The organism is Campylobacter sp. VBCF_04 NA7, from assembly GCF_027737405.1.
Taxonomy (GTDB): domain Bacteria; phylum Campylobacterota; class Campylobacteria; order Campylobacterales; family Campylobacteraceae; genus Campylobacter_B.
Window position 1 is genome coordinate 94,995 of the sequence record NZ_JAOVTT010000001.1, and the last position, 18,909, is coordinate 113,903.

The following is an 18,909-nucleotide window of genomic DNA, read 5'->3' on the forward strand; positions in this document are numbered from 1 at the left end:
TAATATCGTCGATTCTAAGGGCGAACCGCTAGGCAAAGCTAGGGCGAAAAACGCAAAAACGAGCAAGATTTTTTTCATCGGCATAATTTTATTTCTGTTTTGTTGCGTGATTTATCTGTTTTCGCCGTTTTTGCTGGCGATTGCGATTGGGGTTTTGATTTCGATTTCGACATCTGGTTTGCATGTCAAAATCCTCTCATTTGTGCGTGGCAAAAAGGTCCTAGGCTCGCTTCTGACGACGCTGGTGCTGTGTGTGGTGCTGTTTGTGCCATTTATCTATGCTGGTACGCAGATCACGAAAAATATCGCGCATTTTGACATTTCTAGCCTAAATTTAATGGTCGAAAACGCCAAAAATATGGATATTCAGCTCCCAAAGGCACTAAATGGATTTGAGGCGCAAATCAAGGAATTTTTGGGCAATCTAGACATCGCAGCCACCGCGAAACAGGCGTTTTCATACTTTTCTGTGGCGGGCAAATCGAGCCTAAAATTTATCGCTGATATGGTGCTAATCATCATTTTTTGCTTTTTTTCATACCTTTACGGCGCCGATATTGCGGGCTTTATCAAAAAAATCGTCCCCGTCAAAGCCGAGCAGCTTGATTATATCTTCGCAGAGACCGCAAACACCATGAGCGTGGTGCTATACTCGACGATTTTTAACGCCGTTTTGCAAGGGCTTTTGTTTTCGGTGATTGCTGGAAGCTACGGATTTGACCCTGTGCTAATGGGCGTGATTTTTGGATTTTGCTCGCTAATCCCTGCGATTGGTGGTGCGCTCGTGTATGTGCCTACCGCGCTAATCGTCTTTATCGGGGGTTCGACGAGCGGTGCGCTTATCATTTTGATTTATTGTGTGGTGATGATTTCGACGATTGCTGATAGCTTTGTAAAGCCACTTGTGATTAAATTTATCAACTCGCGCCTTGTCAAAAATCCTGCCAAAATCAACGAAATTTTAATCTTTTTCTCAATGCTAGCTGGGATTTCGACCTTTGGGTTTTGGGGTGTGATACTAGGCCCTGCGATACTGACGCTGTTTTTAAGCGTGCTAAGCCTGTATGATTATCTCAAAAGCGCAGATTTTCAGTGATTAAATTTGCGATTTTTAGGATAGATATTTAGCGTTAAATTTAGCTCATCGATTATGCAAAGCAAGGCTAAAATTTCGCTTTTGTAGTATTTGGCAAGGTCGAAATCTGGGGTGTATAAAATATATGGCTCGAATAAATCTTTGCCGTTTTCCATAAAAACATAAAATTTATTCTCGCTAAATGCGGAGCTTACAATGCCAAAATTGGGATTTTTGGCAATTTGGGTTAATCTTTCCATGAAGCTTAGGCTTAGTAGATAGCGTGTTTCGATTTTATCGGTGGCAGATACTGTGAAAATATCGTTGAATTCGACATTATCCAAAATTTCGCCGTTGTGAAAAAGTTTGATTTTTTTATTTTCGATTTTTAGATTAAATTTAAAATCTTTGTAAAATTCGCACATAAAAATTGCCCCTTTTAGGCTAGTATATGTGTTATCTTTGCAAAATTCGGCAAGCTCAAACTTCACACCCTTGTATTCGCCACTGATGAAATCTTCCTTCATCGTGTAATCATACCGATAAACGCCCGAGTTGGTTATGTTGATTTTTGCGTGTCGGTAGCTAAAATTTGGGTTTATATCTTTTACGATTTGATTGATGAAATTTTGCTTGAAAATTTCCTTGTAATCACCAAAAAACACTTCTGCTCTGCAAAAATGCACGCACGATAAAAAAATTAACACAGGGAAAATTGCGGCGAATATGAGTGAGTTTTTTGGGAAGACTTCACTGAAATAAAAGGTTGAAAAAGGACCGATTATGCAGGTAAAAAGCCAAAAGCAAAACTCCATTGCAAGGAGTTTTTGGCATTTTTTGTGCGCTTTGCGAGTGGCTCGTAAGACCTCGCCAAAGTCCTCTTTTAGCCAAATTTTGTCGAATTTTGGGCGATTATTTTTGATGATAGAAAATATATCAAGTTCGAATTCTATCGCTTTGCAAAGCCATACAATAAGCTCTAAAATAGCTTTCATTTTGTGTTTATTGCTACTACGGCAATCGCGACGCCGTTATCGTGCGTAATCGAAAGCGACGAAGCTTTTATGCGGAATTTCTTTTTTAGTTTTTTTGTGAATTTAAAATTTGGCGCGCCAAATTTGTCTTTGTAAATTTTGGCGTCTTTGAAGCTAAATTTCGCTCCAATACCCACGCCAAGCGCCTTAGATAGGGCTTCTTTGGCGGCATACGCCCCAGCGATACTCTCATCGCGCACGAAAATTTCCCGCTCGCTCTTGCGCAAAATTTTGCACAAAAACTTCGCGCCGTATTTTTCGCGAAGTCTTACGATACGGGAAATTTGGGTAATATCCGTGCCGATTTTTAGCATTTATAAAGTTTCTTTGATCTCGATATCTAGGATTTTATCGCCGGCTCTAATCGCGTCAAGCACGGCTAATCCTGCATTATCCACGACCTTGCCAAATACAGTATGCACGCCGTCAAGGTGCGGTTGCGCGCTGTGGCAGACGAAAAACTGGCTTCCGCCTGTGTTGCGTCCAGCATGCGCCATGCTTAGCGAACCACGCTCGTGGCGGTGTTTTTGACCTACGCACTCGCAGTTTATGCGCCAGCCAGGACCGCCTGTGCCAGTGCCGTAAGGGCAGCCGCCTTGGATTACGAAATTTGGGATAACGCGGTGGAAATTTAGCCCCTTATAAAAGCCTGAGTTTGCAAGTGTGGCGAAATTTGTCACAGCCTGAGGCGCTTCATCTGCGTATAATTCTAGTGTCATGTCGCCTTTGTCTGTGTGGATTATGGCGAAATTTAGCTTCGATAGCGCGCTTTCGTCGATTTCATAGACTTTTAACTCTTCCATTTTTGCTCCTTATTCGATATTTGTATATATTGCTTGCACATCGTCGTCGTCTTCGAGGCGGTCTAGTAGCGCGTCGATATCGGCGATTTGCTCGTCGCTGAATTCGTGTTTGTCGTTGGCGATGAATTTTAGATTTCCGCTAATTAGCTCCAAACCTAGCTTTTCGATACCCTCATTTAGAGTGCCGAAATTTTCGTATTCGCCATAAATTATTAGCGTTTTTTCGCTCTCGCCTTTGTCGTTTTCAAACTCATTTACCTCGATTTCGCTTAATCCAAAGTCGATTAGTTCGAGTTCTAGCTCCTCGATATCTGCGCCGTCTGGGAATTTCGTCTCAAAAACTGCTTTTCTGGAAAACATAAATTTTAAACTTCCGCTTGGCAAAAACTCACCTTTTGCTTTGTTGAAAATCGATTTTATATTTGCAACCGTGCGTGTAGGGTTATCTGTGGCACACTCGACGATGACAAGTGCGCCGTGTGGGGCTTTGCCGTCGTAGTGGATAGTTTTTATATCCACGCTGTCTTTACCACTTGCGCGTTTAATCGCTGCGTCGATATTGTCTTTTGGCATATTTTGCGCCCTAGCTGTGGCGATCGCGGTGCGAAGTTTTGGGTTCATATCAGGGTCGCTACCGCCTTCTTTGGCTGCCATTGTGATTGCTTTGCCGAGTTTTGGAAAAAGTTTGCTCATCTTTCCCCATCTAGCTTCTTTTGAAGCTCGTCTATACTCAAACGCTCTTCCCATGAAAATCCTTGTAAATTTAAATTTAAAAACTGATAATTTTATCAGAAATTGATTTAAAATTTTATATAATCCAAGATTAATTTTTCAAATTTAAAGGCTTAAAAATGGCACAAAGCGAAAAAAGATTTTACGAAATTTTAGAAAATATTTTCATCGGCGATGTTAAAATCGGCAACGGGGGGGGGGCTTACGCGCCTTTTGAAATCAAAAAGTGAGTATTTTAAGAAATTTATAAACGAATTTAAGGCTCAAATAGACGAAAAATCAGCCAAAAATGCTGAATTTAAGGCTGAAATTTACGATAAACTTTATGACTTTTTCCACAGATATTTTAGTCCCACAGGAAGTATTTTTTACACACAAACTCCACTTTTTTATAACATTTACACCAAAACTTACGAAAAAATCGGTAGCAAGGACACGGAGCTTTTTTATAAAACAAATATGCTTTATTATGTAAAAAGCGACAAAATTTATAGCGATTTTAGCCTAAATATCAGCCTTGATACGACTAAACCAAAAGAAATTTGCTTTTTAACCTATGATTTAAAAGAAAAAATCGCAAACCAAAAGGCTGAGCTTGTATTTTCGCCGTTTATGGCAGACGAATTTATGGCAAATTTAAGCGTTGATGAGAGCGGAAGCGTAAAACTTTCAAGCGACACAAACGAACAAGCATTAAAAATCGCTTCAAATTTGCAAAATTTCACTTCAAATTCAGAAAAACTTTTTTTAAGCGTAAGTTACTCGCAAAAAGGGCGAAAAACCAAAATAGATGAAATTTTAAAATTCGCAAAAAATGTAAATTTTGAAGTTAGCGAAAACGAACTAGAAGGTGCGATAAAGGTTTTTAGTAAACAATCAAGCGTGGATTTTTTCATAAACAAAAACGCAGAGCAGTTTTTAAAATCCGAGCTTGATTTGTGGATTTATCAGTATATGTTTTCGCAAAATGCTGATTTTAACGAAGTTAGAATAAAGCAAATAACTGACTTTAAAGAAATCGCAAATAGCTTAATAAAATTTGTATCAAATTTCGAAAATGAGCTCTTAAAAATTTGGCTCAAACCACGATTTGTGCTAAATTCAAACTTGATTGTGAGTTTAAATTTGTTAAAAAGCAAAAACTATGACATTTCAAAAATCACAAATCACAAAAATTTTGACGCACAAAAAGCTGAGTGGGTGGAATTTGGTTTAGCGACCACTGACGGGCTATTTGAAAATGAAAATTTGCCACTTGATACGAAGCATTTTAGCGATTTAAAAGATGAAATTTTTTCGCTTTTTAGTGATAGCGAACTAAACGGAACACTTATAAAAAGTGAAAATTTTCAAGCCCTAAACACCATTTTACCACGCTTTAAAAATAGCGTTGATTTGATTTATATCGACCCGCCGTTTAATACAGGGTCTGATTTTGCTTATATCGATAAATTTCAAGATAGCACTTGGCTAACCTTAATGGAAAATCGACTAAATTTAGCGAAAGAATTTTTAAGTGAAAATGGAAGCTTTTATCTGCACCTTGACCACAATGCAAACTACTACGGGAGAATTTTATTAAATCAAATTTTTGGAAAAGAGAATTTTAGAAATGAGATTATTTGGCGTAGAAAACAAGCAACTTCTTTTGGTGATAATTATTTTGGGATAGTTATTGATACACTTTTATTATATTCAAAAAGCGATAATCCTATTTTTTATACGCAAAAATCACTTAATGATGAAAATACACAAAAATATATTAAAGAGCGATTTAAGTTTGATGATGGCGATGGTAGAAAATATATGAAGTCGCCATTAGTAAATTCTTTATATAGACCAAATTTAAAATACGAATTTCAAGGGATACAACCGCCAAAAAATGGTTGGTTATATTCAAAAGAAAAAATGCAAGAATTTTTTGAAAATGGTGAATTACTTATTCCAAAAGATGAAAATTCAAGGATTTATAGAAAAATATTTTTGGACGAATATGAAGGACAAGAAATACCAAATATTTGGCTAGACATACCGATTGTTAATCCCATGGCAACAGAAAGAATAGAAAGCAATATAAACCTTACCCAAAAACCAGAAGCTCTGCTTCAAAGGATAATCAAAGCAAGTAGCAACGAAAACTCAATCGTAATGGACTTTTTCAGTGGTAGTGGCACGACTGTAACAGCGGCGTTAAAGTTAAATCGCAAATTTATCGGTATAGAAATGGGTGAACATTTTGAAAGTGTGATAATCCCACGCATTAAAAAGGCAATCGGTGGTTTTGAGTGTGGAATTTCAAAAGAGTGCGACTATAAAGGCGGTGGCGTGGTAAAATACTACGAGTTAGAACGATATGAACAAATTTTAGAAAAAATCGTTTTAAAAGATATGCCTGATGAGATTATCAAAAACGCTTTTGGCGAATTTGATGCGTTTTTGTTCGATGAAAAGTTAAGTTATGCAGTGGATGAAAATTTGAACCTAAAAATAGATAAAATTTATGAAAATATCGATTTGAAAGAGAGTATTCAAAACGCCACAAAACTAAAAGTTAAAGAGATAAAAGATAATGAAGTGATTTTTGAGAGTGGCAAAAAAGAGAATTTGCTAAAACTCATAAAAAGGCATTTGATATGGTAAAAAATCTTTTTAGTGATGAAAAAATAAGGCTTGGTTGTGTTTTGCAAAATTTCGTAGAAAGCGAACTTGGCGAATTTAGCGCGGAGTTTGACTTTGAGAGTTTTAGCGAAAATAAAAAAATGTATGATTATCAAATTTGCGCTTTAAAAAATGCTTTTAGGCTGCTAAATTTTTATTTCAATGAATGCAACGGCGATAAAAAAAGGCTTTTTAACGAAATTTATAGATTTAAAATTTTTGAAAATTTGGATTTAAAGGTAGATGAAAAATCATTTTTAAATGATTTTTACGAAGTGCGAAATAAAAGGCTGGAATTTGCAAATTTGATAAATCAAATGTGCTTTTGGATGACGATGGGAAGCGGTAAAACTATAATCATCATAAAACTAATCGAGCTTTTAAATTTGGCGATGAAAAGTGAGCTAATACCGAAAAAAAATATCTACTTTTTCACGGCAAGTGAGAGTTTGCTAGAAAGTTTTAAAAGCGAAGTGGAAATTTACAACGAATTCAAAGATAACGGAAAAATAAGCGTAAAAAGTCTAAAAGACTACGAAAAAGAAAAATCGCAAAATAGCCTTAAATTTGACGATGAAATCGAAGTTTTTGCGTATTTGGCACATAATCTCACAGATGAAAGCAAAGAAAAACAGCTTGATTTCAAAGAAATTTTAGCGGGTGGCGAAAACTATGTGATACTAGATGAAGCACACAAAGGCGATAAAAACGATAGCAAAAGACAAAATATAATGGCGATTTTATCGCAAAATGGATTTTTGTTTAATTTTAGCGCGACTTTTGTTTCTCCACAAGATATAACAATGACGATTTATAACTTAAACCAAGTCGAGTGGGTAAAACAAGGATATGGTAAAAAGCCTGTGTTGCTTGACGCAAATTTGAAAGAATTTCGCAATAAAGATGATTTAAACGAAAATGCAAAGATAAAATCCTTAATGCAGTCTTTGCTACTTTTAACGCTTTGTAAAAAATACAAGGCTGGAATTTCGCAAGGCTATCACGAGCCGATGATGGTGGTGTTTGCAAACTCTGTAAGCGTGGAAAATGCAGACGCTGAGATATTTTTTAAAACGCTAAATTTGGTTTTAAAAAGTGAAAATTTAGAGCTTTTTGAGAGTGCGAAAAGTGCGCTAAAAAATGAGCTAAAAACAAAAAATTATCTAATCAGCGACGGCGATGATGATCTTATAAATTTTAGCGATGCTGTGGGCGAAATAAGCTTAAATGAGCTTAAAAAAGCTGTTTTTTACGAAGCAAACGGAAATTTGGAAGCTTTGATAAGCTCAAAAAACAAAAATGAAATCGCCTTTAAGCTAGATACCACTGAAAAGCCGTTTTTACTCGTGCGAATAGGCAATATAAGTAGCTGGATAAAAGAAAAACTAACTGGCATAAAAATCACTCAAAAATTCGATAGCGAGAGCATGTTTGAAAATATCGATGATAGCTCTATTAATATTTTGTTAGGTTCGCGTATGTTTAGCGAGGGTTGGGACAGCGTGCGACCAAATGTAGTGGCGTTTTTAAATATCGGTATGGATAGTGCTGCGAAAAAATTTGTAATCCAGTCAATGGGGCGAAGTATGCGAGTGCAAAGCTTCGACGGCTCTCGCCAAAGGGCAAAATATATGAAATTTGAAGTAGATTTTAATAGCGTTAAAGCGTTAGAAACTACATTTATAATCGCCACAAACCAAAAGGCTGTTAAGGAAATTTTGGAATTTCAAGAAAAACAAAAGGAAGTAAGTGGCGAATTTATAGAGTTAGAATTAAACGAAAATATCAAAGATAAAGAGCTTTTAATACCTGTTTATAAAAACGAATTTGTGCCGACAAATAAACTAAAAAATCTAAATTCAAAAATTCATATAAGTGCGAAAAATATGCAGAATTTAAGGGATTTGATAAATAATCAAAGCGTGAGTTTGTTTGCGTTAAATAATGAAATTTTTGACAAAGAAAAATATGAAAAAATGAGAGTTTTGGCAAATGATAGTGCTAGTTTTTGCGTAGATGAAAATGTGCATTTTAAGGATTTGAAAATTTTGGTTGAAAAATTTGGCAAAAAAATGGTTGCAAAAGTAAATATTTTGAGTGAATTTAAAGAGCTTAAAAATGAGATAATTCATTATAAAAGAATTCGTGTAAATTCTGAGAAAAAAGACGAAATAAAGGCGTTTGTAGAGCTTAGCCTTTCGACAAAATCCACAAAAAGTATAAAAGCTGTAAAATATCGCTATTTGCAAAGGCATTATTATAATCCGTTAATCTCAGGCGATAGCGATTTGGGGCATATCGTAAAAGTGCCAAGCGAAATCACATTTTTAGACGAGTTAGAAAAAATTTGTCATAAATTTGATGAAAAATATGAGTGGTGGTATTTTAGTAAGCTTGTAGAAAATGTAGATGATATTTTTGTGCCATATATAAACAATGCAGATGAGCATAAATTTTGCCCTGATTTTATCTTTTGGTTGCAGCCTTATGACGGCGAACAAAAAATCGTTTTTGTCGATCCAAAAGGCACAGAGCATATACAAGGCTACCTTAAAATAGACGGATTTAAAGAAATTTTTGGAAAAGATAATTCGCACGATAGAGTGAAATTATTTTTGGTAAATGTGAAAGACACGGACATCGCTGACGAATATGAAAATTACTGGATAGGAAAAGACGAGATTGAAAAGATATTTTTTTAAAATTGTTATCAAAATTTAATTTTATTAAACTATAATCAGTAAAAATTTTTTTCAAGGAGCGAAAATGTCTTTTAAACAAACTATGAAATTTAGCGCACCAAAAATCATGTGCAACGGCTGCGCAAACACTATCAAAAACGCCTTAGCTGAGGAGTTTGGCGAGATTAGCGTCGATGTAGAAAACAAGGTCGTAAGTGTAAATTTAAGCGTAGATGAGGTGGAAAAATTTCTTAGCGAAATGGACGATTTGGGATTTAGCGCAACCAAAATTTAATCGCAAATGTCACAAAAATTTAACCTAAACATAGTCGGAATGACCTGCGTGAATTGCTCGAACGCAATCGAGCGAGTTACGCGCAAGATTGAGGGCGTAGAAAGCGTAAATGTGAGCTTCACGGCTGGGGTCGGCGAGTTTGAAGTGGCAGATGAAGCCGTGCTAGACGCTGTAAAAGCAAAAATCACAAAACTAGGCTATGAAATCGCCACAAACTACGAAGAACTGGAAGCCAAAAAGGCGCAAAATTTAAAAAATATGCTTTTTAAATTCGTTTTAGCCGTGATTTTAGCGTCTTTTATAATGCTAATCGAAATGAAATCAAATTTCAGCTTCGCCGTAAAAGCCCTATTTTGCGCGATTTTGGGTGCAGTTGTGCTTGGCTTTTGTGGCAAAAACTTTTTTTACCATGCCTACGGGTCGCTAAAAAACAAAAACTACGATATGAATGTGCTAGTCTCTCTTGGCTCGTCTGCGGCGTATTTGTATTCGCTAGGAAGCGCGATTTTCGTCCATTTTAAGGGCGAAAGCCAGTGGGCGAATTTGTATTTTAGCTCATCAGCGATGATAATTGCTTTCATATTGCTAGGAAAATACCTTGAAGAGCGAAGCAAACTAAAAGCTAATGATTATATTAAAAAACTCATAGATTTAAGCCCAAAAAAGGCGATTTTGATCAACCCAGACGGCACGACAAGCGAAATTTTGGCTAACGAACTAAAACCCGGCGATAAAGTTTTAGTCAAAAACGGCGCACAAATCCCGGGCGATGGCGTGGTTATAAGTGGCGAAGCCGAAATCGATACTAGCCTGATAACCGGCGAGAGTTTAGCCGTTTTTAAAAATGCAGGCGACACAGTAAATGCGGGGTGCGTGAGTGTAGAGGGAATTTTACAGGTGGAAATCACCAAATTTTCGCACCAAAGCGTTTTGGCTGAAATCAAAAATTTACTCAGCGAAGCAGGAAGCAAAAAAATGCCGATTTCTCGCTTTGCCGATAAAATCGCAAATATCTTTGTGCCAAGCGTGATTTTTATCGCCGTTTGCGTGTTTGTGATTTGGCTAATCGCAGGAAAAGCCCATATCGGCTTGCTTTGCGCGATTTGCGTTTTGATTATCTCTTGCCCTTGCGCTTTGGGTTTGGCTACGCCCATTGCGATAGTTTGCGCTATTTCAAATGCCGCTAAAAACGGCGTTTTGGTAAAAAACCCGGAAGTTTTAGAAATACTAAAAAATACGAAAATCGCCGTTTTTGACAAAACAGGCACACTAAGCAGGGGCGAAATTTCGGTGAATTTTACAAATTTAAGCGATGAAAATCTAGGGCTAATCGCTAGTGCGCAAATGCTTAGCGAACACCCGATTTCAAAAGCTATTGTGAAATTTGCAAAAGAAAAAGGGCTTAAATTTGCTAAATTTGACGGGGAATTTGAGAGCCTGCTAGGGCGAGGCATAAAGGCGCAAAACGCCGAATTTACGCTACTAGCGGGAAATAAAGAGCTTTTAAATGAAAACGGCGTGGAATTTGAGATTCCAAAAAATGCAGACGAATTTTTGTGCGATGGCTTTGGCGTGATTTTTGTGGCTATATATGCCAAATTCGTGGGTTTTGTGGCGCTTAGCGACATTTTGCGCGATGAAGCGAGTGAGTGTATAAAAACACTCAAAAATCAAGGCATAAAAACCATAATGCTAACAGGCGACAACGCCAAAACAGCAAATTTCATCGGCAAAAGTTTAGGCGTAGATGAGATCATAAGCGAAGTTTTGCCAAGTCAAAAATATGAATTTATCGCAAATTTAAAAAACAGCGAAAAAGTCCTTTTTGTAGGGGACGGCATAAACGACGCTCCGTCTCTTAAAACCGCAGATATAGGCGTCGCGATGAACTCAGGCAGCGACATCGCCAAAGGCGCAGGAGATATAATCTTTATCAAAAATGACTTGCGAAATTTGGCTTATTTGATAAATTTGTCGCAAAAAACCATGACGACGATAAAACAAAACCTTTTTTGGGCGTTTTTTTACAATCTCATCTGCATACCTGTGGCGGCTGGAATTTTATATCCTTTATGGGGTGTCTTGTTAAAACCGATGTTTGGCGCAGCTGCAATGTGTTTTAGCTCGGTAACCGTAGTGCTAAATTCAATCCGTCTAAAATTTGCGAAAATTTAGAAATAAATTTAAGCACTTCTAAGATTTTACAGGAAAAATCTCGCACAGCGCAAAAGGCGCAAATAGCGCTTTTGCGTGCGAATTAAATGCAGGGTTGTAAGCGTCTCGCAAAACAAGCGAAGCGCTCGGCGTCAGCCGATGTTTCCTTGAAAACAAGCGAGGCGGTGCGAGGCGAAGTTGAAGCAAGTTTGATTAACCTACGGCTAGTCTAAACTTACCCAATTACGCACGCCACCACTTTACTTCACTTTACTTCACTTTACTTCACTTTACTTCACTTTACTTCACTTTACTTCACTTTACAAGAAATATATCGGACTTCATCGGAGTGTTTTGCTTATTTTAGAAAATTACGAAAAAGGCTTAATAGTCAAAATTTAGGATGATTTTATCATAATCTATTATTTTATAATAATTGATAATACTAAAAAATTAAAATCGATTATCGATTTTTTAGCCAAAAATACCAAGATATAAATTTCTCTTTATTTGCCAAATTTAATCCCCTGTGTTCTCTGAGCTTTGACTTCAAATCAGTAAAACTTCTTTCTAGCTTATTGTTTATGTTTGGCGCGACACTAAATTTTTCATAAGTAAAAAACATTAAATTCTCTTAGGGCTAACTTCTTTTAAACTAAGTTTTACTGGATTTTTTGGCACAATTTTTGCATTTATAGAGTTGTTTTTTGTTGCTAGTTTTTCCATTTTTTACTAAATTATTGTTACCATAAAATTTGTATTTTTTTTACTCATACTTTTTGTCATTTTTTATAACCCATTGCAAAATAGATTACAAGGGGCATTGTAGCACTTTTCATCCTAATTTTTTGACTATTAAGCCGAAATTTTACACAAATCACCTGCACGCGAGATTTTTACCGCCTCGCGTGCAGTATTCCCCCAGCCAAAAGCCACGCTTAAAGCGTGGCTAAATTCCGAGCCACGCGCGACGACTTAAAGCACAGCCAAATCCCAAGCCACGCGCCACGCTCAATCACAAATCAAATTTTACAGAGCTTTTGCGACTAGTTCGTTGATATTTGCAATAAAAGCGCCTGGATCATCGACGCTTTGGGTCTCGCCGAGTTTAGCCAAATCAAAAGCCAAACGCGCCACGCTAGCAATCATAGTTTTATTATTTTCTAGCTTTTTGATGATTTCATGCTTTGCGTTGATTTCCAAAATCGGCTTAAACTCAGGCAAATTCGTCTGCCCCATTTGACGCAAAATTTGCTGTGTGGCGTAGTCTGGATCGCTCTCGTCAAAGACAAGGCAAGAAAGCGAGTTTGTCAGACGAGTGGAGATTTTCACATCTTTTACGCGACCCTCCAAACACTCTTTAAATTTTGCTGCCACTTCCAGCGCCCACGCGCTTTGCTCTTCGTTTTGCTCGGCGCTTTTTACGCTAGTTACGCTCTTGATTGCTGTGCCGTCAAACTCGAAAAGTCCCGGCATAACCACAGCGTCGATCTCATCATCACAAAGCAAAACCTCCACGCCCCTAGCGTTAAAATCCTCCAAAAGTGGCGAGTTTTTCAGCATTTTCGCGTCTTTGCCGGTGATGAAATAAATCTCTTTTTGCTCCGCGTTTTGCTCGCTCATACGCGCCTTGTATTCATCTAGGCTGATTAGCCCCTCGCGCAAATTTGACTTAAATAGCGCTAGGTGGCTAATCTCAGCCTTATCAGGGCCGAATCCATACAAGCCCTCTTTTAGCACTTTGCCAAAAAGCGCGTAAAATTTCTCATATTTTTCGCGGTCGTTTTTTAGCATTTTAGCTAATTCGCCTAAAATTTTCTTTACACTTTGTTCCTTGACATGGGCCAAAATGCGGTTTTCTTGCAGAATTTCACGGCTTACATTTAGCGGCAGATCCTCCACATCTATCACGCCACGCACGAAGCGCAAATACACAGGCAAAAGCTCTTTGGCGTCATCTGTGATAAATACGCGCTTGACATAGAGTTTGACGCCACTTTGATAATCCACGCGGTATAAATCAAACGGCTCGTTTGATGGCACATAAAACAGCGTAGTGTATTCATGCATACCCTCTGCTTTGGTATGTATATGAAATAGCGGATCTGCGCTATCGTGGCTGATTTGTTTATAAAAGTCGTCATAATCGCTCTGTTTTAGCGATGATTTTGACAGTTGCCAAAGCGCGCTAGCCGAGTTTAGCTGCACGACCTTGGTCTCGCTATGACCCTGCGCGCCGTCCTCGCCAGGGATATATTCCTCTTTTTGCCCAAAAATCGGGTATGGGATATGATTGGAGTATTTTTTGATAATGCCCTCTAATCGCGCCAAATTCGCAAATTCATCGTTTTTTAAATGCAATATTATATCGGTGCCAAAGCTATCTTTTTCGCAAGGGATAATCGTGTAGTCTTTGGCGTTTGATGACCATTTGAAAGCCTCGTCTTCAAGGGCTTTGCGCGAGATGACATCGATACTATCTGCGACCATAAAAGCCGAATAAAACCCTACGCCAAACTGCCCGATTAGGTTGCTATCTTTGGCAGCATCCCCGCTCAAATTCGCCATAAATCCCTTTGTGCCAGATCTCGCAATAGTGCCTAGATTGGTCTCTAACTCGCCCTCGTTCATACCGATACCATTATCTGAAATTTTTAAAATTTTATTCTTGCTATCGAGCGAAATTTCAATGCGTGGCGTGTAGCTTAAAGCCTTGTAAGCCTCATCGGTAAGGCATAGATAATTTAGCTTATCAAGCGCGTCTGAGGCGTTAGATACGAGCTCACGAAGGAAAATTTCCTTGTTTGAATACAGCGAGTGAATCATTAAATTTAATAAATCATTGACCTCTGTTTTGAATTTTTTCTTTGCCATAAAATGTCCTTTGGATTGAATTTTGTTTAAAAATTAGCACATTATAGCACCGAGTGCTAAGTTTTGTCAATATTAAGCCAAATTTTGTTTTTAAATTTGGCTTAGAATATCGTCGATTATGGATTTTGCGCCGTTTTTGGAGCTGAAATTTACTAGCCCTCTACTTGCACTTGGAGCGTCGAAATTTTGGATTAAATCCAAAATTTTATCCTCGCTAGCCTCATTTTGGCGCACGATTTTGCATAAATTTAGATCTTGCAAAAATTTCGCATTGTAGAATTGATGATCTCCTGCCGCGTGCGGAAACGGCACGAAAATCGCAGGAAGTCCGTTTGCCACGAGCTCCCACAGAGTGCTAGCCCCACTTCTGCCTACGCACAAATCGGCCTTTGAGATCAAATCGACCAAATTTTTGCTAAATCCCACAAGCTCGACATTTAAATTCGCGTTTTTGTAAAATTCGCTGTATTTTTCAAACTCTTTTTCGCCACATTGATGAATAATCTCATAGCCCATTTTAACGAGCTTTGGCGCTAAATTTGAAGCAAGAGTATTTATAAAACTCGCCCCTTGCGAACCGCCTAAGAAAATTATCGTTTTTATCTCACTTCGAATTCTAGATTTTTCGAAAAAAATGTCGCTTACTGGATAGTCGAATTTATCGCTTATGCACTGGGTATTATCCTGCGTATATTTCGTCACGCAACCACAAGCCGTGGGAAGCTCGAATTTTTCCCTAGAATATGGGCTATAAATTTTCTTGCAAAACGGCTCTAAAAGGTCGTTTAACCGCCCCAAAATGGCGTTTTGTTCGTGGATAAAAAGTGGCTTGAAAAAAAACAAAGACGCAAACGAAGCCGGAGCCGAGCTGTATCCGCCCACGCTGATTACGGCTTTTACGCCGTTTTCTTTGAAAATTTTACGACATTTCAAAGATAGTTTTAAAATATTCATCAGCGATGAAATTTTACTAAATCCTTTTTTATTTACCACGCCAGAGCTTTCCAAAAAATACGCCCGCTCGAAAATTTCGCTATTTTCGAACCACGCTCTGTCTTGGCCGTTGGTCGAACCGATAAAAATCACCCCTATTCCGCGATTTTTAAGCTCAGTGCCCAAACTTTTTGCGATACTTAAATGCCCGCCTGTGCCACCACCACTGATTGCTATCATTTTTAGCTCCTTAAATTTGCGCGTTTGCTAATCATAAGTATAAATCCAACCGCCATTGAAGCAGCTATGACATGGCTTCCGCCATAGCTTAGAAACGGCACAGCGATACCCTTCATAGGTATTAACCCAGTAATTCCATAAGAATTTAGACAAAATGAGAAAAATAGCATAAAAGCAATGCCAAGCCCAAAGAGAAAATATACGCTATTTACGGATTTTGAGGCTATGCGAAAGACCCTAGCAAGCATCGCAGCAAAGAGCAAAACAATGCCAAGAATTCCAAAAAATCCGATTTCCTCGGCAATGCCAGCTAGCACGAAGTCAGTATGCACCTCGCTAAGATAGCCCAGTTTGAAGCTTCCCTGCCCTAGCCCAGCGCCCAAAAGCTCGCCGTTGTTTATGGCATTTAGCGAGTGGCCGACTTGGTAAGGCATATTCGCATCATCTACGCGAACCTTAGCGGCTGTTTCTGGGGAGAGAAACGGAGTGATAGTGTCTTGCACGCCAGCCCACCATGAGCGAATTCTCACGATTCTGTGCGGACTAGTGACGATAAAGGTATAACCCAAAATGCCGATTATTCCCACCACTATGCCAACTAGCCTCATGCTTGTGCCTGCGAAAAACGACATACATATCATCGTCGCAGCCAAAACAGCCACTTGACCAAGATCTTTTTGCCCTATGGCGATAACTATGCCAAAAATCGCGAAAAGAAAGACATACGGAACCCAAATTTTAATCTCTTGCCAAACCGTTTTTTTAGTGTGGTTCATCTTGCGCGAGAAACTCCACGCCAAAAAATATATAAAGCCGACTTTGAAAAATTCCACCGGAGCGATACTAATGCCTGCGATTTTTATCCACCTAGCCGCACCATTTACCTCTGATACGATTGATTTGGGCATGAAGCCCATTGAAATCATCACTAGCCCAGATACCACCCACAAAACCATGCAAAACGGCGTCAAAACCTTATCTGGGTTAAACTGTGAAAGCCCCCACATAAGGAAAATGCTAAACATACCAAATATCCATTGTTTTTTGAAAAAATATAGTGGCTCAGTATCGCTTGCAAGCGTGGTATATGAGGTCAAGGATAGCGAAAATACAATGCCTATGGTGATTAATGCAACCGTGAAATAAAACAGCCACTGATCTGTTCTCAAATTTTACTCCATTTAAATTTCAAAATTTAGCCAAATTTATTTGATGATATCTCTTCACCCTTTGGTATTAACTTCGCTTAAAATTCCCATTTGCTCTAACTGCTCGATGATTCTAGCAGCGCGGTTGTAGCCGATTTTAAGACGGCGTTGCAGATAGCTACCAGATGTTTTACCCTCGGTTAGAACGATGTTTTTCGCCTCTTCAAACAGCTCGTCAAGCTCCATATTTTGCGGATCCATCATACCTGTGCCCTCTTTTTGACTATCATTTTCGGCCAAAAATCTCTCATCATAAACCACGCTTTCTTGCGAACGCAAATACTCAGCTATGGCATTTATCTCATCTTCTGTGCTAAATGGCGCATGCAGGCGAATCGTAGTGCTTCCACTTGGTGGCATAAAGAGCATATCACCTTTCCCTATCAGGCTTTCAGATCCCATTTGATCGAGGATTATGCGACTATCTGTATATGAGCGAACCTTAAAGCTAATACGACTTGGCATATTTGTTTTGATTTGGCCCGTTACAATCTCTTTGCTTGGGCGTTGAGTTGCTATGATGAGGTGGATTCCGCATGCTCTTGCCTTTTGAGCTAAAAGCACTATGTTGGTTTCGACCTCTTTTCCACCTGTCATAATAAGGTCGGCAAATTCATCTATCACAACCACAATATAAGGCAAAATTTCGCCATTTTCTTTTGAAATTTTGGCATTATAACTTTCGATATTTTTGACCCTATTATCAGCCATTATGCGATATCTATGCTCCATTTCAGCCACGACATTTCCAAGGGCGGTTATAGCTTTTTTTGGCTCAGTAATAATCGGCGTTAGTAGGTGTGGGATATCCTCATAAAGCCTAAATTCAACCATTTTTGGATCGACCATTATTAGGCGCAGGGTTTTTGGCGAATTTCTATACAAAAGGCTTAAAATAAGAGCATTTACGCCGACGCTTTTACCGCTTCCTGTTCCTCCTGCGATGAGTAGATGCGGGAGTTTTTTTAGATCTGTGACAAAAGGCTGACCCACGATATCCTTACCAAGAGCCATTGTAAGCGGACTAGAAGCTGTTTTAAAAACCTCACTTTCAAAAATTTCGCGCAAATAGATTGTCTGGGCCTTTTTATTTGGAATTTCGATACCTACGACATCTTTGCCAGGAATCGGGGCTTGGATACGGATCGTCTCCGCGCGCAGTGCCATAGCCAAATCATCTTGGAGGGTTAGGATTTTGCTAACCTTAATGTGCGCTGCTGGGCGAAACTCAAATGTCGTAACCACGGGGCCTGAGTATGTGCAAATGACATCGCCGTCGATTTTAAATTTGCGAAGTTTATCGAGCAAATCAAAGATTTTTTGATCTATTTCGCTATCATCGACCATATTTTGTTTTTTGGGCGGATTTTCCAAAAAATCAAGTGGCGGAAGGGCGAAATTTTGCGGTTTGTCTATTTTGCCCTTTTCTAACTCATCAAGAAGTTTTTTGTTTTCGGCAACCTCGCTTAAATGCTCGACTTTTTTTAGCGAAGATGGTTTTTTGGAATTTGATTTTTTAGAATTTGGCTCTAAAATTTCATTTTGCAAATTTGGCTCTTTTTCCAAATTGAAATCTAAATTTTCACCCTCCAAATCATCGCTTTGCTCGGTTAGAAATTTTTCGATTTTGCTCTCTTGTTTTTCGCTAAATTCGGCTCTGTCTTTTTTAAGCGGTTTTGGTTTTAGCTCGGTTTGCGCCCTTGTGGCTCTTTGGCGGGTTTGTTCGCGCGAAATTTCACTTTTTGCCTCGCTAGTTTGCTCTTTGATAAAAGAATTTTTGATTATGTTTGTAAGCTTATCCTCGAAAATCAGCACCAGTGAAAGGACAAAAAGCGTTAGATTAAAAATCCAAATCCCCACACTTCCCACAAACTGCCTTAGCTGATTTATGACCACGCTACCGATGATTCCGCCACTATCGCCGATAATGCTTGATTGCACAAAAAGCACGGTGAAAAATAGCAAAATCACGCCTATGCAAAATTCAAAAAATCTAAAATCAAATCCCCTAAAATAGCGATACGCGATATAGACAAGCCCGAGTAAAAATAGCGGATAAATATATGAAAAATAACCAAAAAGCCCTAAATTTACCGAGCGAATCGCATTGCCAGCACTGCCGACAAGAGCCGAGTCAGGCGCAATCGTAGCAAATCCAAAAAACAAAATTATAGCCGAGACGATTATAAAATATACTTCTTTTATTATGATAAATCCTTTGA

General features: G+C 38.4%; 14 protein-coding genes and 1 pseudogene. 5 read left to right on the plus strand and 10 right to left on the minus strand.

Going from position 1 to position 18,909, the window contains the following annotated elements; translation table 11 throughout:
- The first annotated feature begins 4 nt into the window (after positions 1-4).
- Positions 5-1,096: an AI-2E family transporter gene (locus tag OFO00_RS00420; protein ID WP_333721406.1), complete on the plus strand. Its 1,092-nt coding sequence runs from the start codon at positions 5-7 to the stop codon at positions 1,094-1,096.
- On the opposite strand, the gene OFO00_RS00425 is transcribed toward OFO00_RS00420, so the two are convergent.
- From OFO00_RS00425 to OFO00_RS00440, 4 genes are read right to left on the minus strand one after another with little or no spacing between them, the layout of a single operon-like run.
- Entirely contained in the window at positions 1,090-2,070 is a 981-nt protein-coding gene (locus OFO00_RS00425; protein WP_270864443.1) for a DUF3137 domain-containing protein, read from the minus strand. The genes OFO00_RS00420 and OFO00_RS00425 overlap by 7 nt on opposite strands.
- Positions 2,067-2,423 carry a holo-ACP synthase gene (gene acpS / locus OFO00_RS00430; RefSeq protein ID WP_270864444.1) on the minus strand — a complete coding sequence of 119 codons (357 nt, stop codon included), beginning with the start codon at positions 2,421-2,423 and terminating at the stop codon, positions 2,067-2,069. Before acpS ends, OFO00_RS00425 begins: the two co-directional genes overlap by 4 nt.
- Positions 2,424-2,912 (minus strand): peptidylprolyl isomerase, encoded by a 489-nt coding sequence (locus OFO00_RS00435; protein ID WP_270864445.1) that lies wholly within the window; start codon positions 2,910-2,912, stop codon positions 2,424-2,426.
- A 9-nt stretch (positions 2,913-2,921) separates the two neighbouring features.
- Positions 2,922-3,659 carry a YebC/PmpR family DNA-binding transcriptional regulator gene (locus tag OFO00_RS00440; protein WP_270864446.1) on the minus strand — a complete coding sequence of 246 codons (738 nt, stop codon included), beginning with the start codon at positions 3,657-3,659 and terminating at the stop codon, positions 2,922-2,924.
- A gap of 198 nt (positions 3,660-3,857) precedes the next feature.
- Between OFO00_RS00440 and OFO00_RS00445 the strand changes: the two genes are divergently transcribed.
- The 4 genes from OFO00_RS00445 to OFO00_RS00460 all read left to right on the plus strand — a co-directional run bounded on the left by OFO00_RS00445 (position 3,858) and on the right by OFO00_RS00460 (position 11,453).
- Positions 3,858-6,284 carry a site-specific DNA-methyltransferase gene (locus tag OFO00_RS00445; protein ID WP_270864447.1) on the plus strand — a complete coding sequence of 809 codons (2,427 nt, stop codon included), beginning with the start codon at positions 3,858-3,860 and terminating at the stop codon, positions 6,282-6,284.
- Entirely contained in the window at positions 6,278-9,004 is a 2,727-nt protein-coding gene (locus OFO00_RS00450) for a DEAD/DEAH box helicase family protein (RefSeq protein ID WP_270864448.1), read from the plus strand. Before OFO00_RS00445 ends, OFO00_RS00450 begins: the two co-directional genes overlap by 7 nt.
- A 64-nt stretch (positions 9,005-9,068) precedes the next feature.
- Positions 9,069-9,278, plus strand: a complete 210-nt coding sequence (locus OFO00_RS00455) for a heavy-metal-associated domain-containing protein (RefSeq protein WP_442867897.1) — start codon at positions 9,069-9,071, stop codon at positions 9,276-9,278.
- Positions 9,279-9,284: 6 nt separating this feature from the next.
- Positions 9,285-11,453 carry a heavy metal translocating P-type ATPase gene (locus OFO00_RS00460; protein WP_270864449.1) on the plus strand — a complete coding sequence of 723 codons (2,169 nt, stop codon included), beginning with the start codon at positions 9,285-9,287 and terminating at the stop codon, positions 11,451-11,453.
- 442 nt (positions 11,454-11,895) lie between these two features.
- Here OFO00_RS00460 and OFO00_RS00465 read toward each other — a convergent pair whose 3' ends face one another.
- The 6 genes and pseudogenes from OFO00_RS00465 to OFO00_RS00485 form a co-directional block, all read right to left on the minus strand.
- Positions 11,896-12,057 carry a hypothetical protein gene (locus OFO00_RS00465; RefSeq protein WP_270864450.1) on the minus strand — a complete coding sequence of 54 codons (162 nt, stop codon included), beginning with the start codon at positions 12,055-12,057 and terminating at the stop codon, positions 11,896-11,898.
- Between the two features lie 30 nt (positions 12,058-12,087).
- Positions 12,088-12,171: pseudogene (locus OFO00_RS08020) on the minus strand (IS1/IS1595 family N-terminal zinc-binding domain-containing protein); the annotation flags it as partial.
- A 290-nt stretch (positions 12,172-12,461) separates the two neighbouring features.
- Positions 12,462-14,306 (minus strand): molecular chaperone HtpG, encoded by a 1,845-nt coding sequence (gene htpG / locus OFO00_RS00470; protein ID WP_270864451.1) that lies wholly within the window; start codon positions 14,304-14,306, stop codon positions 12,462-12,464.
- A 90-nt stretch (positions 14,307-14,396) separates the two neighbouring features.
- Positions 14,397-15,479 (minus strand): undecaprenyldiphospho-muramoylpentapeptide beta-N-acetylglucosaminyltransferase, encoded by a 1,083-nt coding sequence (gene murG, locus OFO00_RS00475; protein ID WP_270864452.1) that lies wholly within the window; start codon positions 15,477-15,479, stop codon positions 14,397-14,399.
- A gap of 2 nt (positions 15,480-15,481) precedes the next feature.
- Complete coding sequence (locus OFO00_RS00480; protein ID WP_270864453.1) at positions 15,482-16,648, minus strand: FtsW/RodA/SpoVE family cell cycle protein; 1,167 nt, start codon at positions 16,646-16,648, stop codon at positions 15,482-15,484.
- A 54-nt stretch (positions 16,649-16,702) separates the two neighbouring features.
- Positions 16,703-18,856 (minus strand): FtsK/SpoIIIE family DNA translocase, encoded by a 2,154-nt coding sequence (locus OFO00_RS00485; protein WP_270864633.1) that lies wholly within the window; start codon positions 18,854-18,856, stop codon positions 16,703-16,705.
- Between the last annotated feature and the right edge of the window lie 53 nt (positions 18,857-18,909).

Excerpts from the sequence above, each read along its gene's own strand:
- OFO00_RS00440 (WP_270864446.1), bottom strand. The coding sequence starts at position 3,659 with ATGGGAAGAGCGTTTGAGTATAGACGAGCTTCAAAAGAAGCTAGATGG.
- acpS (WP_270864444.1), bottom strand. The coding sequence starts at position 2,423 with ATGCTAAAAATCGGCACGGATATTACCCAAATTTCCCGTATCGTAAGA.
- OFO00_RS00425 (WP_270864443.1), bottom strand. The coding sequence starts at position 2,070 with ATGAAAGCTATTTTAGAGCTTATTGTATGGCTTTGCAAAGCGATAGAA.
- OFO00_RS00435 (WP_270864445.1), bottom strand. The coding sequence starts at position 2,912 with ATGGAAGAGTTAAAAGTCTATGAAATCGACGAAAGCGCGCTATCGAAG.
- OFO00_RS00455 (WP_442867897.1), top strand. The coding sequence starts at position 9,069 with ATGTCTTTTAAACAAACTATGAAATTTAGCGCACCAAAAATCATGTGC.
- murG (WP_270864452.1), bottom strand. The coding sequence starts at position 15,479 with ATGATAGCAATCAGTGGTGGTGGCACAGGCGGGCATTTAAGTATCGCA.
- htpG (WP_270864451.1), bottom strand. The coding sequence starts at position 14,306 with ATGGCAAAGAAAAAATTCAAAACAGAGGTCAATGATTTATTAAATTTA.
- OFO00_RS00460 (WP_270864449.1), top strand. The coding sequence starts at position 9,285 with ATGTCACAAAAATTTAACCTAAACATAGTCGGAATGACCTGCGTGAAT.
- OFO00_RS00450 (WP_270864448.1), top strand. The coding sequence starts at position 6,278 with ATGGTAAAAAATCTTTTTAGTGATGAAAAAATAAGGCTTGGTTGTGTT.
- OFO00_RS00465 (WP_270864450.1), bottom strand. The coding sequence starts at position 12,057 with ATGTTTTTTACTTATGAAAAATTTAGTGTCGCGCCAAACATAAACAAT.